The 16,020-nt window shown below is 55.5% G+C and carries 15 protein-coding genes; 2 read left to right on the top strand and 13 right to left on the bottom strand.

All coding sequences use genetic code 11. The annotated features are described in order from the left end of the window. Positions 1–1,062, top strand: a complete 1,062-nt coding sequence (locus tag BC440_RS13650; RefSeq protein ID WP_063092197.1) for an iron ABC transporter permease — start codon at positions 1–3, stop codon at positions 1,060–1,062. Further along, positions 1,056–1,862 (top strand): ABC transporter ATP-binding protein, encoded by an 807-nt coding sequence (locus BC440_RS13645; protein WP_063092198.1) that lies wholly within the window; start codon positions 1,056–1,058, stop codon positions 1,860–1,862. The genes BC440_RS13650 and BC440_RS13645 overlap by 7 nt, the downstream gene beginning before the upstream one ends. Before the next feature lie 18 nt (positions 1,863–1,880). On the opposite strand, the gene BC440_RS13640 is transcribed toward BC440_RS13645, so the two are convergent. From BC440_RS13640 to BC440_RS13580, 13 genes are all read right to left on the bottom strand, one after another. Then, the gene (locus BC440_RS13640; protein WP_082822648.1) at positions 1,881–2,849 is read right to left on the bottom strand and encodes a serine hydrolase; all 969 of its coding nucleotides are present in this window, start codon (positions 2,847–2,849) and stop codon (positions 1,881–1,883) included. A 62-nt stretch (positions 2,850–2,911) separates the two neighbouring features. Continuing rightward, positions 2,912–3,349: a rubrerythrin family protein gene (locus tag BC440_RS13635; RefSeq protein ID WP_063092199.1), complete on the bottom strand. Its 438-nt coding sequence runs from the start codon at positions 3,347–3,349 to the stop codon at positions 2,912–2,914. 247 nt (positions 3,350–3,596) lie between these two features. Next, positions 3,597–4,034 (bottom strand): iron response transcriptional regulator IrrA, encoded by a 438-nt coding sequence (gene irrA / locus BC440_RS13630; RefSeq protein WP_007088411.1) that lies wholly within the window; start codon positions 4,032–4,034, stop codon positions 3,597–3,599. A 219-nt stretch (positions 4,035–4,253) separates the two neighbouring features. Continuing rightward, on the bottom strand, positions 4,254–5,648 hold the full coding sequence (locus BC440_RS13625; RefSeq protein WP_037989291.1) for a nitronate monooxygenase: 1,395 nt from the start codon (positions 5,646–5,648) through the stop codon (positions 4,254–4,256). Between the two features lie 106 nt (positions 5,649–5,754). After that, positions 5,755–7,881, bottom strand: a complete 2,127-nt coding sequence (gene pnp, locus BC440_RS13620) for a polyribonucleotide nucleotidyltransferase (protein ID WP_063092200.1) — start codon at positions 7,879–7,881, stop codon at positions 5,755–5,757. Positions 7,882–8,103: 222 nt separating this feature from the next. Then, positions 8,104–8,373: a 30S ribosomal protein S15 gene (gene rpsO / locus BC440_RS13615; protein ID WP_007088414.1), complete on the bottom strand. Its 270-nt coding sequence runs from the start codon at positions 8,371–8,373 to the stop codon at positions 8,104–8,106. Between the two features lie 17 nt (positions 8,374–8,390). Continuing rightward, positions 8,391–9,317, bottom strand: coding sequence for a tRNA pseudouridine(55) synthase TruB (gene truB, locus BC440_RS13610; RefSeq protein ID WP_007088415.1), 927 nt, complete (start codon positions 9,315–9,317; stop codon positions 8,391–8,393). Further along, complete coding sequence (gene rbfA / locus BC440_RS13605; RefSeq protein ID WP_007088416.1) at positions 9,317–9,736, bottom strand: 30S ribosome-binding factor RbfA; 420 nt, start codon at positions 9,734–9,736, stop codon at positions 9,317–9,319. The genes truB and rbfA overlap by 1 nt, the downstream gene beginning before the upstream one ends. 17 nt (positions 9,737–9,753) lie before the next feature. Beyond that, positions 9,754–12,414, bottom strand: coding sequence for a translation initiation factor IF-2 (infB, locus tag BC440_RS13600; protein ID WP_063092201.1), 2,661 nt, complete (start codon positions 12,412–12,414; stop codon positions 9,754–9,756). A gap of 80 nt (positions 12,415–12,494) precedes the next feature. Next, a complete protein-coding gene (locus BC440_RS13595; protein ID WP_007088418.1) occupies positions 12,495–13,085 on the bottom strand; it encodes an RNA-binding protein in 591 nt (196 codons plus the stop codon). A 19-nt stretch (positions 13,086–13,104) separates the two neighbouring features. Continuing rightward, a complete protein-coding gene (nusA, locus tag BC440_RS13590; RefSeq protein WP_037989105.1) occupies positions 13,105–14,664 on the bottom strand; it encodes a transcription termination factor NusA in 1,560 nt (519 codons plus the stop codon). Between the two features lie 9 nt (positions 14,665–14,673). Then, positions 14,674–15,213, bottom strand: coding sequence for a ribosome maturation factor RimP (gene rimP, locus BC440_RS13585; protein WP_082822658.1), 540 nt, complete (start codon positions 15,211–15,213; stop codon positions 14,674–14,676). 156 nt (positions 15,214–15,369) lie between these two features. Beyond that, the gene (locus BC440_RS13580) at positions 15,370–15,972 is read right to left on the bottom strand and encodes a biliverdin-producing heme oxygenase (protein WP_063092202.1); all 603 of its coding nucleotides are present in this window, start codon (positions 15,970–15,972) and stop codon (positions 15,370–15,372) included. Positions 15,973–16,020: the final 48 nt, after the last annotated feature.

The following is a 16,020-nucleotide window of genomic DNA, read 5'->3' as shown; positions in this document are numbered from 1 at the left end:
ATGATCTCCGATCAAACCACCGTTATGGCAGGGAGCGCGCATTACAAGGCGCGTTCCCTGCGTCGTATCCTGATCCTGAGCGGCATGACAATTACGCTGTTCCTGTCATTTGCTGTTGATCTGGCAACCGGCCCGGCCAATTATCCGCTGGCTGATGTGATTTTCGCACTGCTGAACCCGTCGGATGCCAGCGATCAGTTGCGCGTCGTGATCTGGGAAATTCGCATGCCGGTCGCCCTGATGGCGCTGACCGTGGGTGCGGCCCTTTCGACCGCGGGCGCGCAAATGCAAACCATCCTGGCCAACCCGCTCGCCAGCCCGTTTACGCTGGGTATCTCGGCTGCGGCCGGTTTCGGTGCAGCCTTGGCACTGGTTCTCGGGGTCGCGATCCTGCCGGCTTTTGTCGAATTCATTATTCCGATCAATGCCTTTCTCATGGCGATGGCGACCGCGTTGATCATTCATTTCTTCAGCCGGATGCGCGGTGTCACGGTTGAAACCATCGTCCTTTTGGGGATCGCGCTGGTCTTTACCTTCAACGCGCTTCTGGCGTTGCTGCAATATCTCGCCAGCGAACAGGCATTGGCCGCGGTCGTATTCTGGACCATGGGCAGTCTGGTCAAGGCAACCTGGTCCAAGGTTGCCATCACGGCCATAGCGGTTGCCATCGCCCTTCCGCTGTTTACCCGCCAGGCCTGGGCACTCACCGCCCTTCGGCTGGGAGATGCCAAAGCGGAAAGTTTCGGGGTAAATGTCCAGTCGTTGCGCCTGAAGACGATGTTGCTGGTCAGTATGCTGGCGGCAATCCCGGTTTCCTTTGTCGGGACCATCGGGTTCATCGGTCTGGTCGGGCCGCATATCGCCCGCATGCTGGTGGGCGAGGATCAGCGTTTCTTCCTGCCGGCATCCGTCCTGTGCGGGGCGTTGATCCTGTCGGCGACGTCGGTTCTGTCAAAACTTCTGGTCCCCGGCGCAATCCTGCCCATTGGGGTAATTACCGCGCTTGTCGGCGTACCGTTCTTCTTCTCGCTGATTTTCGCAAGCCGGAGGAAATCATGGTAACAACACTTCGTCTTGAAGACATTGGCACCCGTTATGGCCGCGCCGAGGTGGTTTCCGGTGTTAGTACGCCGGTTCTGATGGGGGGCGACGTAATTGCCGTCATCGGCCCGAATGCAGCGGGCAAATCAAGCCTGTTCAAACGGGTCGCCGGTCTTGCCAAGGGTGGCGGAAAAGTGCATGTCGAAACGGCGAATTATAGCCGCAACACGATTTGCTACATGCCGCAGGACACCGGATCAAACGCGGTTCTTTCTGTTTACGAGTCGGTTATCCTTGCCGCCAAACAGGGATCGTCATTGCGCGTTCAGACCGATGAACTGGCCCGGATTGACGATATTCTGGCCGCCCTTAGGATTTCTGATCTGGCCGCCCGCAATCTGGGCGAACTTAGTGGTGGTCAACGCCAACTGGTTGCCATTGCCCAGACGCTGGTGCGTGAACCCGAAATCCTGCTGATGGACGAGCCGACCTCAGCCCTTGATCTGCATCGTCAGATGGAGGTCCTGTCTTTCATGCGCGATATCGCCAAGCGCCAGAAAATAATCATCCTGATCGCGATCCACGACCTTAACCATGCGCTGCAATATTGCGATCACGCCATGGCGATTCGCGATGGCCGCATGGTGGCATTTGGCGAATGCGCCAATGTGATTGATCGTGATCTTTTGCGTGATGTGTACCAGGTTGATGGGCATGTCGAACGCAATTCGCTTGGTCATCCGCATGTTGTTTTGCGCGGACCGATCACCGGCAATAGCCACACCGCCGAATACCTTTCAGAACGGATTGCGGCTCAATAAAAAGTCCGCTCACCCCGATCAGCCTGCATCTGCTTCTATCCTGTCGATGATATCGGCCATTAAGCCATGCAGCTGATCGCGGTATCCGGTTCGGGCCGAGGGTTTTGTTTCGTCCGATGTCATCGCCACGGTTAATTCAAGGCTAGGAACGATGTAAAGCATCTGCCCACCATATCCCCACGCATAGACCACATCCTGCCCGGCAAGATCGCGCATAAACCAACCATAACCGTATTCATCGCCGGTAAAGCGTGAATTTGTCCGATGCTGCCAGCTTTGATCGATCCAGCTTTGCGTGATGATCTGTCTGCCATCCGCGGTACGCCCGCCATTCCGGTAAAGTTCGCCAAAAGCCAGAAGCGATCTGGTGCTCATCGCCATCTGATTCCCACCAAAGTAAATACCCTGAGGGTCGCGATCCCAAGCGGTAATAGCAAAACCGTCCAATGGCCCCAGCCATTCACGCGCCAGTTCCAGCGTCGATTTTCCGGTTTGGCGTGTCAGGATGGCCGACAGCAGGTGGCTTGAGCCGGTCGAATACAGCATGTCACCACCCGGATCGTCGGCAAACGGGCGGGCAAGAGCAGCACGCACCCAGTTCGATTGCGCGACCCACTGACCGTAATATTGCCCCGATGTCCGCCCCAGGCCGGCCTGCATCGACAAAAGATGCCCGATGGTAATATCAAACAGTCGGGGGTCGGGATCGGCAGGTAACTGATCCCGCAGCAAGGGGGCGATTTTCTGATCCGTACCGGTCAAAACACCACGTTCTATGGCAATGCCAACCAATGCCGAAATAATCGATTTCGATGCGGATTTGATATTGGCCGCCTGATCGGGGGAACTACCATGGTAGCCCTGCGTCGCGATCACGTCACCACGGTGGGCGATCATCACGGCCTGCAAGGGCTCCAAACGCCCCGCATGGGTCAGGATATCGTCAAGGTCCACCGACGATTGTGCCTTGGCCGCAAGCGGTGCCATTAACATCACCAGAAGCAGAAAGGCGCTATATCTGTAAAAGCATCGTCGGATTGTCTTCAACCTTATTCCACCGGTTCGGAAACAGTCCCAAAAGATGCCAGGGCGCGTTCCATTCGGGCGGCATGGGCATCTTCGACACGCGCAAGGCTCTCAAACCAGTCGGCAATATCGTTAAAACCTTCTTCGCGCGCAATACGGGCCATTTCGGGATATCGGGATCTGGCATCGTTCTGTTCATCGGCAAATGCGGCTTCAAGATTAAGCCTAGTGGTACCAATCGGCTGCCCGGTTGCAGGGTCGCCGACCTCTTCAAGAAATTCGAGATGGCCAAAGGCATGGCCGGTTTCGGCTTCGGCGGTGGCGCGGAACATTTCGGCAATTTCCGGATGGCCTTCGATATCGGCCTGCTGCGCAAAATAAAGATAACGACGATTGACCTGTGCTTCAGATGCGAATGCCGCACGCAGAAGTTCCTCGGTCCGTGTTCCCTTGAGCACCATTACGGGCTTCCTTTTTTGTCATTGAAGTCTGAAATATGCGGTGTTGCTGTCACACACATAGGTATAAAAAGGGCGACCGTTCCATGTGGAACCGTCGCCTCTGTATTTGTCTTGAAAACCCTGCCCGTCAAGCACTGAAGGGACGTTTCGCGCCATTTCAGGCGGTTTTCATCGACGCGTCATTTCGCTGTCACCGCACCGCTATATTTGCGACACAGCCCTGCCGAATAAACCGACCCAATAGCAATCAGGCAGCGTTGCGGGCCGACTGGCGCCGCAAACGAAACACCAGATCAACCGACGCCAATTCCGTACCACGGGGCATATTGGGGACGCGTGCAAGCTGCACCGCATCAGCGGGTATGTCGCTAAGCATGCCGTCTTCTTCGCAATAGAAGTGGTAATGCGGGGCGGTATTGGTATCGAAATAGGATCGACCGGAATCGATCACGATTTCATTCAGAAGCGCTGCCTCGGTGAACTGGTGCAACGTATTGTATACGGTCGCCAAGGATACCTTGATATTCTGGCTCATGGCTTCGGAATGAAGCTGTTCGGCGGTGATGTGCCGATGACCATTATCAAACAGCAGGCGGGCCAATGCCAAGCGCTGACGGGTCGGGCGCAACCCGGCCTCTTTCAGGCGGTTCAGGGCATGGGTGTAAGGACGCGGGTTCGTCGTCATGAAATTGTCCCTTCATACGCTTTTCAGGACCGGCCAATGCCCGGTTCCCGATCAAATCCAAGCGTATATTAAGGAACCAAGACGCACCTTTCTTTGATTTTGATCAACTCCAATCATACCGATTTTCAATGGCCTATAGGGGATCAAACAACAAGAAGGGGTCGGAAACCCGACCCCTTCTTGATCCGTAAAAGTCCAGTGTCTGATTTGTTGTCTAACCTAATCGCCCGTGGCGATCCGGTCGACCAACTGTTTGACCGTCGGGACAAAGCCGTTGGCGTAGAACGGATCTTCACCAAATTTATAGGCATTATGACCGGCAAACATCAGCTCGTTTTCAACCATCGCACCATGTGCAATGTTCTGAAGCGTTTTCTGGATGCAGAATGAACGCGGATCGGCACGCTTGCCGGTGGTGCCGCTATGCTGTTCCCAGTTCGAGAACTGGCACTGTGACAGGCACCCCATGCAATCGATCTGATCTTTCTTGATCGTCAGCGCACTGTCAGGCGTGACAAACACCATGGTTTCATCGGGTGTCGGCATGCCTTCAGTATAACCAGCATCAAGCCATGCCCGAACCTTGTCGGCATCATCTTCGCGGACATAGATTGGACGACCGCGACGACCCAGCGGAATACCGACATGCAGATCAGCCTCTGCGGTGCGCGAATAACGGACCTGACGATCGGAACGCTGATGAAGATCTTCAAGGAAGTCGTTCCGAACAGCCGAGCTGTAAAAACCGGTCGGGCTGAATTTATGCAACGACACGTCGCCGTTCTGCAGCGTCAGAAGACGGTTTTTCCATTCTTCGGAAATTTCGCTTTCCTTGGTCAGCAGCGGACGGGTTCCAAACTGGAACGCCACCGGGGCAACTTCCGGATTATCAAGCCAGTCTTCGTAGTCACGCAGGAACCAGACGCCACCCGCCATAATGATCGGAACTTCATTCAGGCCGACCGAATTCATGTATTCGCGAAGGGCTGCAACCCGCGGGAACGGGTCTTCGGGCACAAGCGGGTCTTCGGAATTTGACAGGCCATTGTGGCCACCGGCACGCCATGGATCTTCGTAGACCACGCCGCCAAGCCATTCCGGGGTGTTTTTATACGACCGCAGCCACAAGGCACGGAATGCGCGCGCCGACGAGACGATCGGGTAATAATGCACGCCATACTGGGCTGCGATCTGCGATACCTTATAAGGCATACCCGCACCACAGGTCACACCATGGACAAGACCCTTGGTGCCCTCAAGCACACCACGCAGAATTTCTTCCGCACCGCCCATTTCCCACAGAACGTTCATGTGCAGTCGGCCTTCACCGCCGCGCATTTCGTGTGCGATCTGTGCCTGGGCGATACCGCCGCGGATGCCATAGGCGATCAGTTCCTGATGGCGCTCACCGCGGGTTTTTCCGGCATATTCGACCGGAACCAGATTGCCATTTTCGTCATAAGAATCGGCATTGACGGCGGAAAACGTCCCGATGCCACCAGCAGCTGCCCATGCGCCGGAACTTTTACCCGTCGAAACAGCGATACCTTTGCCACCTTCAATCAGTGGCAAGACCTCTTTTCCAGACATGACGAGCGGTTTAAGGGCTTTCAAATTCGTCTCTCCCATTCGGCTTTTCATCGCCAGCGATGCCCCGGCATCGCATTTGGAAAACCGGACGGCGTGTTGTTGTTATCGCCGTCCGGTCTATCAGATCGGATTATTCAGCGTCGCCGGCGTCGAGATCGGCACCGGTTTCCTGGTCAACGCGTTTCATCGACAATTTGATCTTGCCGCGATCATCAAAGCCAATGACCTTGACCTTGACCGCGTCGCCTTCCTTGACGATATCCGAAACCTGTTTGACGCGTTCCTGCGCCAGTTCGGAGATATGGACCAGACCGTCGCGCGCGCCAAAGAAATTGACGAATGCGCCAAAGTCGACAGCCTTAACAACCTTACCATCATAGATATGGTTCAATTCAGGTTCCGCAACGATCGATTTGATCCAATCGACTGCCTGTTTGCCTTTTGCACCGTCGGTATGTGCAACAGTGATCGAGCCATCGTCTTCGATATCGACCTTCGCACCGGTTTCTTCGCAGATTTCGCGAATGACCTTGCCGCCCGACCCGATAACGTCACGGATTTTGTCACGCGGGATCGAGAACTGGGTGATGGTCGGTGCATTGCCCGAAACTTCACCACGTGCTTCCGGAAGCGCTTTGGACATTTCGCCAAGGATGTGCAGACGGCCGTCACGGGCCTGGCCGAGTGCGATCTGCATGATATCCGGGGTCACCGAGGTGATCTTGATATCCATCTGCAGCGAGGTGATACCTTTTTCGGTACCGGCAACCTTGAAGTCCATATCACCAAGGTGATCTTCATCACCCATGATGTCGGACAGAACGGCAAAATCATCGCCTTCCTTGATCAGACCCATGGCAATACCGGCAACCGGACGTGCCAGCGGAACACCGGCATCCATCATCGCAAGCGAGGTTGCGCAAACGGTCGCCATCGAGGACGAACCATTCGATTCGGTTACTTCAGAAACGATACGAATGGTGTAAGGGAAGGCGTCCTTGCCCGGCATCAGCGGGTGCAGGGCACGCCATGCCAGTTTACCATGACCGATTTCACGACGGCCCGGCGAACCCATACGACCAGCTTCACCAACCGAGTAGGGCGGGAAGTTATAGTGCAGCATGAAGTTTTCGCGATATTCGCCGTCAAGCGCGTCAACGATCTGTTCATCCTGACCGGTGCCAAGGGTGGCAACGGCAAGTGCCTGGGTTTCACCACGGGTGAAAATCGCCGAACCGTGTGCACGCGGCAGAACCGAAACTTCGCCAAGGATCGGGCGAACGTCAGCACCTGTACGGCCATCAATACGTTTGCCGGTTTTCAGGATCGCACCGCGAACGATGTCTTTTTCCAGATCCTTGATGATCGACGAAACCTTGCCTTTCAGGGCATCGGCAATTTCTTCTTCGGCCAGTTTTCCCGCAATCGCGGCTTTGGCGTCAGAAACAGCAGCCGAACGCTCCTGCTTGACGACATGGCTGTATGCTTTGGTCAGTCCATCGGTGCCAAGGGCAGCGACTTTTTCGACCAGCGCATCATAGCCTTCCGGCAGTTCTGCAATGTCGCGCGGCTCTTTCGCGGCATCTTCGGCCAGCGAAATGATCAGATCAAGAACCGACTGGAACTGCTCGTGACCGAATTTAACGGCGCCAAGCATGATTTCTTCCGAAAGCTCGCTGGCTTCGGATTCAACCATCATCACACCGTCACGGGTACCGGCAACAACCAGATCAAGGTCGCTTTCCTTAACCGACTCGGTTGCCGGGTTCAGGATATATTCGCCGTCTTTGTAACCGACGCGCGCAGCACCGATCGGGCCAAGGAACGGCAGACCGGAAATGGTCAGCGCCGCAGACGCACCGATCATCGCAACCACGTCCGGATCGTTTTCCATGTCATGGGACAGAACGGTACAAACGATCTGGGTTTCGTTACGATAAAGCGGGTGGAACAGCGGACGGATCGGACGGTCGATCAGACGCGAAACCAGAGTTTCCTTTTCCGAAGGACGGCCTTCACGCTTGAAGAAACCACCCGGGATTTTACCGGCAGCAAATGCTTTTTCCTGATAGTTCACGGTCAGCGGGAAAAAGTCGATATCCGGGCGCGGTGATTTCGCGCCAACAGCGGTACAAAGCACAACGGTCTCGCCGTAGGTGACCATGACGGCACCATCGGCCTGACGCGCGACCTTACCGGTTTCGAGAACCAGCTTGGCATTGCCCCACTGCATTTCCTTGCGGACGACATTAAACATTATTTTCTCTTCCTCTTACAAACCTTCAGCGGACCCGGATAGTCATACACGAGTTCCGAACACATTAATTATGAGGCTTTCATAAAAGCTGCATAATTAATGGGTCCGGACCAAGCAAAGAGGTCGGCCCATCCGACCCTGCTTCCCCGTGTTTCCCGATCCGCTCGGGACATTAAAAAAACGACGGCGGAGGGGATCAACCACCTCCGCCGCAGTTCGATATCAGCGGCGAATACCGAGGCGTTCGATAACGGTCTCGTAACGCGACTGGTCTTTGCGCTGCAGGTACTTCAGCAGACGACGGCGCTGGCCAACCATCATAAGAAGACCACGACGGCTATGGAAGTCGTGGTTATGTTCTTTCATGTGTTCGGTCAGGTTCTTGATCCGCTCGGTCAGGATTGCAACCTGGACTTCGGGGGAACCGGTGTCACCGTCTTTCTGAGCGTATTCTTTGATCAGCTCAGCTTTGCGTTCAGCAGTAATCGACATCAGGCATCCTTTCGCCTTTAGAGATTAAAAACACGTACAGGCCGGATTTCGCCGCCACTTATCTCCGCCAACGCAACCGCGCGGTCATGGAGCATGGCGCAGACGATATCGTCCTGCACGACGGGGGTTTCGAGGGCACTGCGTTTTGCCACCGGCAACAACCCGACAGGTTGCCCACTCGATAGCCGCTGCGCCTCGACTTCGGTCAGGGCCAGCGCCGGGATGTCGTCCAGCGCGGTCTCGACCGGAAGCAATTTCTCCAACACCGCATCCGGATCCATTTCAAGCAACTCCGCAAGCGGAATGGAACTCGTTTCAGGAAACGGCCCCGCCGACGTGCGGCGAAGGGCGGATATATGGCCGACAGAACCCAGGCGCAGCGCAATATCGCGCGCCAAAGACCGCATATATGCCCCTTTGCCCGAAACAACTTCGAGAACGGCATGATCGCGATCCGGCATATCGACCAGTCGAAGATCCTTGATCAGAATCGGACGCGGTTTAAGCACCACGTCTTCATCGCGACGGGCAAGATCATAGGCACGCTTGCCATTAACCTTGATCGCCGAAAACTTTGGCGGCACCTGCTGGATTTCGCCAATAAACTCACCCAGCACGGCCTTTATTTCGTCTGCATCCGGACGATGATCCGAGGTGGCCGTAACCTCGCCCTCGGCATCGTCGGTGCTGCGTGCTTCGCCGAATTTAAGCGTCACACGATAACTTTTGCTACCATCCATGACATAGGCAACCGTTTTTGTCGCCTCGCCAAATGCAATAGGCAGGACACCACTCGCCAATGGGTCAAGTGTCCCGCCGTGACCGGCCTTTGCCGCATCAAGCAGACGACGCACCTGATTGACCACCGTCGAAGAGGTGATTTCCAAGGGCTTGTCGACTGCCAGCCAGCCATTGATGCTTCTACCGCGACGCCGACGCGCCATCAGTCGTCCTCATTCTCATGGTCGTCCGACCGGTCCGCCGCAAGATCCTGTGCGACATGCGGGTCACGCAGGAGGGCACCGATATGGTCGGCGACATCGAAACTTTTGTCTTCCACAAAACGCAACGCCGGTACGTATTTCATATGAACCGTACGCGCCACATGGGTACGCAAATGGCCCTTCTGCCGCGTTAGCGCCTTAAGCGAGGTTTCCGCCTCGCCCCCGCCAAGCGGCGTAAAGGATACCATGGCATTGCGCATATCCGGGCTCAAACTGACGCCGGTAATGGTTACCGGGCGCCGGGTCAGGTCCGGGTCATAAATATCTCCGCGCTCAAGTGCCTGCGACAGGGCTTGGCGGATTTCCTCCGCCACGCGCAACTGTCGCTGACTTGGTGCTTTGGCCGGTTGCTTCGCCATATCGTCAATCCACCGTCTTAAAGTTCGACGGCGATTTCCTCCTGCTCGAAGCACTCGATCATATCGCCGACCTGCAGGTCATTATACTTGGCGAATGACATGCCACATTCATAGCCCTCGCGGACTTCTTTTACTTCATCCTTGAAGCGACGCAGTGTCGACAGCTCGCCCGAATGGATCACGACGTTGTCGCGAAGCAGGCGAACGCCCGCACCACGCTTGACGGTACCCTCGGTAACCATACAACCGGCAATCTTGTTGCCCGAGATAGTAAAGATGTCGCGTATTTCTGCGTACCCCAGGAACTTCTCGCGAACTTCCGGCGACAGCATGCCCGACAGCATCTTTTTGATGTCGTCTGCAACATCATAGATGATCGAATAATAACGAATGTCGACATTGTCGCGACGGGACTGTTCACGGGCCTGCTGATTGGCACGCACGTTAAAGCCGATGATCAGCGCATTCGACGCACGCGCCAGCGTGACATCGGACTCGTTGATCCCGCCAACGCCGCTATGCAGGACGCGTACACTGACTTCTTCGTTACCCAGCTTCTGCAGGGTACCGATAAGCGCTTCGACAGAACCCTGCACGTCACCTTTGATAAGGATCGGCAGTTCCTTGACGTCGCCCGAGCTTGAGAACATGTTCTCAAGTGCCGATTTCTTCATCGCAGCAGCCTGCGTTTCACGGATGCGACGCTGACGATAGTCGGAAATCTCACGCGCTTTGGCTTCGTTTTCGACAACAACGAAGTCATCACCGGCAGACGGCACGCCGTTCAGACCGGTTACTTCGACCGGCATGCCCGGAATGGCTTCTTCGATGCGAACGCCATGATCGTTGACCAACGCACGAACGCGGCCCCACTCGGCACCCGTAACAAAGATATCACCGTTTTTAAGCGTACCGCGCTGAACCAGAACCGTGGCAACCGGGCCGCGACCTTTTTCCATGCGGGCTTCAACCACAACACCGTCAGCAACACGTGCCGGGTTGGCTTTAAGGTCAAGAACCTCGGCCTGAAGCAGAATGGCTTCTTCCAGCTCGGTCAGGCCAAGGCCCTGTTTGGCGGAAACTTCAAGACACTGAACTTCACCGCCCATTTCCTCGACGACGACTTCGTGCTGAAGCAGTTCGGTTTTAACCTTCGACGGGTTTGCACCCGGTTTGTCGATCTTGTTGATCGCGATGATCATCGGCACACCGGCTGCTTTCGCATGGCTGATGGCTTCGATCGTCTGCGGCATGACCGAGTCGTCAGCAGCAACAACCAGAACGACGATGTCGGTAACCTTGGCACCGCGCGAACGCATTTCCGTGAAGGCAGCGTGGCCCGGGGTATCGATGAAGGTAATCTTCGATCCGGTTTCCATCGTCACCTGATAGGCACCGATATGCTGGGTGATGCCGCCAGCTTCGCCACTGACAACGTCAGTTTTGCGCAGGGCATCAAGCAACGAGGTTTTACCATGGTCAACGTGACCCATGACGGTCACAACCGGCGGACGACCGATCAGCTGATCTTCATTGTCAACGGCACTGACCAGCGCTTCTTCAACATCGGCATCCGAAACGCGTTTCATCTTGTGGCCGAATTCCTCGACAACCAGCTGTGCGGTATCGGGATCAAGGCTTTGGTTGATGGTTGCCATAACGCCAAGGCCCATCAGGCACTTGATGACGTCGGCAGCACGTTCAGCCATACGGTTGGCAAGTTCCTGAACGGTAATAACGTCCGGAACGATAACATCACGCACGATTTTCTCTTTCGGCTTCTGCTGACCCTGCATACGGGCCTTTGCTTTTGCCTGCTGACGCTTGATCGAGGCCATCGAACGACGACGGCCACCTTCGTCACCGGTCATAGCATTATTGATCGAAAGCTTGCCACGACGGCGACCTTCGTCACCCTTCGTACGCGCGGCACGGCCAAGAGCTTCTTCTTCGGCGCGTTTGCGTGCGGCTGCGGTACGGGCTTCTTCCTCGTCCAGTTCCTTGCGGCTTTTCGGCTTGACGGTGGACGGATCGGCACGACGGCGTTCTTCCGGAACCAGCGGTTCTGCCGGTTCGCCAGGAATGATTTCTTCCTGTTTCTTGGCAACAGCAGCAGGCTTCGGTTTGGATTTGCCTTTGGTCGTCGATGCTTCAAGGGCTTTCTCGACTTCTTCTACAGAAACCGGGGCATCCTTTTCCAGCACAGGGGTTTCTGCCGCAGCAGCTTTTGCTGCTTCGGCCTCTTCCTGTTTACGACGTTCGGCTTCTTCTGCCTTGCGCTTGCTTTCCTCAGCGGCACGTACGGCTGCTTCGGCTTCTTCCTGCTTGCGGCGCTCTTCGGCTGCTTTCAGGGCAGCCATGCGTGCTGCACGCTCGCTATCGGTAAGATTGCCGTGGTCTTCAACCGGTTCCGGTTTGGCAACCGGTTCGGGTTTTGCCGCCGGCGCCGGTGCGGCAGCTTGCTGCTGCTGTTCAGCAACCGCATCCTTCTTCACTTCACGGAAGCGGCCGGATTCGTTCTTTTCGAAAGTCCGCTTCTTGCGCACTTCGACAGTCACAGATTTGGACCGTCCATGCGAGAAGCTTTGCCGTACCTGCCCAGCCTCGACCGTCTTGCTCAGTTCAAGTTTCGATCTGTTGAGGCTCAGCGGTTTCTTCTCCTGATCGCGATCACTCATAATCCGTCCAACTTCCTCATTTCCTGCGGGACCGGCATCCTTTGCCTGTCCTGTCCTGTCCGTTCTGCGCAAGCCTGCCTTCAGACCGCGCGAAATCCTTCTAGCCGCCTAAGCGAGCGACTTAACTGTTTTGCCAGTCCACCTGGCGCAACAGCCACATGTACTGCTTTTTCGCGGCCAAAGGCCGCGCCAATCTCGGCAGCATCCAGAACGGTATAAATCGGCAGATCCCGGGCTTTCGCCTCGATCTTCGATTTTCCGTCCGCAGCACCATCTCGGGCTGCCAATATCATTGCCGCGCCCTCGTCAATCTGGGCCCTGACTTTTTCGTAACCGGCAACCGCCTGACCGGCTCTGCGCGCAAGCGACAGCAGATCGAGACTTTTCTGAAGCAAAAGCTTCTCGATCCGGTCTGCCAGCGCAGGATCAATCACGACTTTTTGCCGCGCCGCCTTGGCAAAGGCATTTTTTGCACAGGCGGTATTTATCACATCCCGCGACGGGCACAACCATAATCCCCGTCCAGGCAACCGTTCCTCAAGGTCGGGAACAACCGAATCATCCGGTCCGATCACAACCCTGAGAAGGTCTTCCTTAGGCCGGACTTCGCCGGTGACGATACACCGGCGCTCCGGAACCTCGGCTACCTTGCCGCCTTTACGGTGCGACATGGCGTCCTCCGATCAGCCCTCAGGCGTCTTCGCCTTCTTCGGCATCTTCGGAAACTTCTTCTTCAAGTCCTTCGAACCAGCCAAGCTGACGACGCGCGTCCATGATCAGGTCATTGGCCTGATCCATGGTCATGTTGTCCGCATCACCGACATATTCGATCAGCTCGTCGCTTGCGAGATCCGCGAAGTCCTCAAGGGTTTTGACATCGTTCTCGCCCAGGCGAACAACAACGGCCAGCGACAGTCCGCCAAATTCGACGAGGTCATCGGCAACCTTAAGCTCTTCACGACGCTTCTGAAGACGTTCGGCTTCTTCGGCAAGGAAGTTACGAGCGCGCGTGCGCAGCTCTTCGGCGATTTCTTCTTCGAAACCTTCGATCTCTGCCAGTTCGGCCAACGGCACGTAACCGACTTCCTCGATCGAGGTAAAGCCTTCGGCGACCAGAAGATGGGCAATGACTTCATCAACATCAAGTGCCTTGATGAACATCTCCGCCCGTTTACGGGCTTCTTCCTGGCGACGTTCGCTTTCGTCTTCCTCGGTCAGGATATCGATATCCCATCCGGTCAGCTGGGACGCCAGACGCACATTCTGACCACGACGGCCAATGGCCAGGCTCAGCTGATCGTCGGGGACGACAACCTCGATACGATTGGTTTCTTCATCAAGAACAACCTTGGTGACCTCGGCCGGAGCCAATGCGTTCACAACGAAGGTTGCCGGGTCTTCCGACCACTGGATGATGTCGATTTTTTCGCCCTGAAGTTCGCCAACAACAGCCTGCACGCGCGAACCACGCATACCGACACATGCCCCGACCGGGTCGATTGAGTTATCCGACGACTGAACGGAAATCTTGGCGCGCGAACCCGGATCACGGGCAACCGATTTGATTTCGATAATACCGTCGTAGATTTCCGGAACTTCCTGGGCAAACAGTTTTGCCATGAAAGTCGGATGGGTACGCGACAGGAAGATCTGCGGCCCACGCTGTTCGCGACGCACATCAAGGATCAGCGCACGAACGCGATCACCCTGACGGACAGTTTCACGCGGGATCAGTTCTTCGCGGCGCAGAATGGCTTCTGCACGGCCCATATCGACCAGAACATTACCAAACTCGACTCGTTTGACGACGCCGTTGATCACTTCACCGGCACGGTCTTTATATTCTTCGAACTGACGCTCACGTTCCGCATCACGGACCTTCTGCACGATAACCTGTTTTGCGGTCTGCGCAGCAATACGTCCGAAATCGATCGGCGGCAGCGGATCAATCAGGAATTCACCAAGCTGGATATTTTCGTTGCGAATACGCGCCTGTTCCAGCGACATCTGGGTGAAGTCGTTTTCGATATCATCCGTGACCTCGATGAAACGGGCCAGCTTGATTTCACCGGTTTTACGGTCGATATGGGCACGGATGTCATGCTCGTGGCCATATCTGGAACGGCCGGCCTTTTGGATGGCCTGTTCCATTGCGCCAAGAACTTCATCACGATCAATGCCCTTTTCACGGGCAACGGCATCTGCAACCTGCAAAAGTTCCGGCCGCGGCATTCCCGAAGTTGCTTCCATATCCAACCTCTATTCTGCGTTTTCGTCAGACCGGCCCTTGCCGGTGACATGCGCGATCAATTCATCCGTCAGCACCAATTTCGACTTTGCGATATCGGCCAACGGCAACAATTCACGTTCGCCATCGACAATCAGGGCGACCGCATCATCCTCAACTCCATCCAGCTTTCCGCTGAAACGGCGACGGCCATTCTGGGCCATCACCAGCTCGACCTTTGCCTCGAACCCGCGCCAGACATCAAAGTCCTTGGCACGGGTCAGCGGGCGGTCAATACCCGGTGAACTGACTTCAAGGTGATAAGCCCCGGAAATCGGGTCCTCGACATCCATCAGGGCAGAGACGGTACGGCTGATTTCGGCGCAATCTTCAACATTGATGCTGCCGTTGCCATCCGCACGATCTGCCATGATCTGCAAGACATTACTGTCCTTGCCCATCATGGACACACGTACCAGTTCGAAACCCAGCGCATTGATCGACGGCTCGATAATCTCCGTGATCCGCATCATCAGCGGGTCTTTCAACTGTTGTCCGATCAGCTCAGCCATATAGCGATGCCATACCCCAAAAAGCACAAAAGAGCGGGCGAAGGGCCCACTCTTTGTCAGAATTTACAAAAAGCTTGGCGGCTTTATACAGCCGACTTTGCCAGAAATCAAGTCACGATCCTGTCTCTGCAAGCCTTTCAACCAAGGGATTTGCGCCTATGCGGCAAGCTTGCGATCTTCGATCAAAAGGGTTCGGAAAAAGTCAAAGGCAGCAATAGCACCATCAATCACTTCCTGTTCTTGTTTAGCGCTTAAAGCCAAGCCATTGACCTGATCAACAAATTCGCGCCAATGCTTGCCGCGACCGTCTTCGTGCCCAGCCAGGTGACGGGCACCAAACTCGGCATTCAGCCCGATATTTCCGGCTGCTTTCAGCAAAAATGCCGCCCCAAGCGACGAACCTTCACAAACATATAACCATCCCAGACGACCCATTCCGGTTTGGGGAACAGGAAATGGTTTGGTATTTTCAGGTAGGCTGCATTGCAGGTCTGCAAGATCTGCACAGACATGATCGAACCGACTGCGCATCGAAAGCCCGGGTATCAGGGCGTTCAGGTCACTGGCGTCATAAAGCGGTTTTACAGCGCGGTGAAACACATACTGCATCCCGACAAACCGGGCGTAGTTATCGCGGCTTTCAAACGGTGCCATTTCCATCACCATGTCATCGATGTGCTGATGGTCGCCGGTTGTTGCCTGTTTGAGGTTCTGAAGGCGGGTTTTTATCACACCGTCTGCTGTTATATCCAAAGTCATCCCGATTACCTTTCGTCCCTGTCCGCAAATGCCGCATGAATTCGCAGC

This window comes from Thalassospira sp. MIT1004, assembly GCF_001858545.1.
Lineage (GTDB): Bacteria > Pseudomonadota > Alphaproteobacteria > Rhodospirillales > Thalassospiraceae > Thalassospira > Thalassospira xiamenensis.
This window is presented reverse-complemented; position numbering and strand designations above follow the sequence as displayed.

Coding starts and splice junctions, on each gene's coding strand:
- BC440_RS13650 (WP_063092197.1), top strand. CDS start 1: ATGATCTCCGATCAAACCACCGTTATGGCAGGGAGCGCGCATTACAAG.
- BC440_RS13645 (WP_063092198.1), top strand. CDS start 1,056: ATGGTAACAACACTTCGTCTTGAAGACATTGGCACCCGTTATGGCCGC.
- BC440_RS13640 (WP_082822648.1), bottom strand. CDS start 2,849: ATGGCACCGCTTGCGGCCAAGGCACAATCGTCGGTGGACCTTGACGAT.
- BC440_RS13635 (WP_063092199.1), bottom strand. CDS start 3,349: ATGGTGCTCAAGGGAACACGGACCGAGGAACTTCTGCGTGCGGCATTC.
- irrA (WP_007088411.1), bottom strand. CDS start 4,034: ATGACGACGAACCCGCGTCCTTACACCCATGCCCTGAACCGCCTGAAA.
- pnp (WP_063092200.1), bottom strand. CDS start 7,881: ATGTTTAATGTCGTCCGCAAGGAAATGCAGTGGGGCAATGCCAAGCTG.
- rpsO (WP_007088414.1), bottom strand. CDS start 8,373: ATGTCGATTACTGCTGAACGCAAAGCTGAGCTGATCAAAGAATACGCT.
- truB (WP_007088415.1), bottom strand. CDS start 9,317: ATGGCGCGTCGGCGTCGCGGTAGAAGCATCAATGGCTGGCTGGCAGTC.
- rbfA (WP_007088416.1), bottom strand. CDS start 9,736: ATGGCGAAGCAACCGGCCAAAGCACCAAGTCAGCGACAGTTGCGCGTG.
- infB (WP_063092201.1), bottom strand. CDS start 12,414: ATGAGTGATCGCGATCAGGAGAAGAAACCGCTGAGCCTCAACAGATCG.
- BC440_RS13595 (WP_007088418.1), bottom strand. CDS start 13,085: ATGTCGCACCGTAAAGGCGGCAAGGTAGCCGAGGTTCCGGAGCGCCGG.
- nusA (WP_037989105.1), bottom strand. CDS start 14,664: ATGGAAGCAACTTCGGGAATGCCGCGGCCGGAACTTTTGCAGGTTGCA.
- rimP (WP_082822658.1), bottom strand. CDS start 15,213: ATGGCTGAGCTGATCGGACAACAGTTGAAAGACCCGCTGATGATGCGG.
- BC440_RS13580 (WP_063092202.1), bottom strand. CDS start 15,972: ATGACTTTGGATATAACAGCAGACGGTGTGATAAAAACCCGCCTTCAG.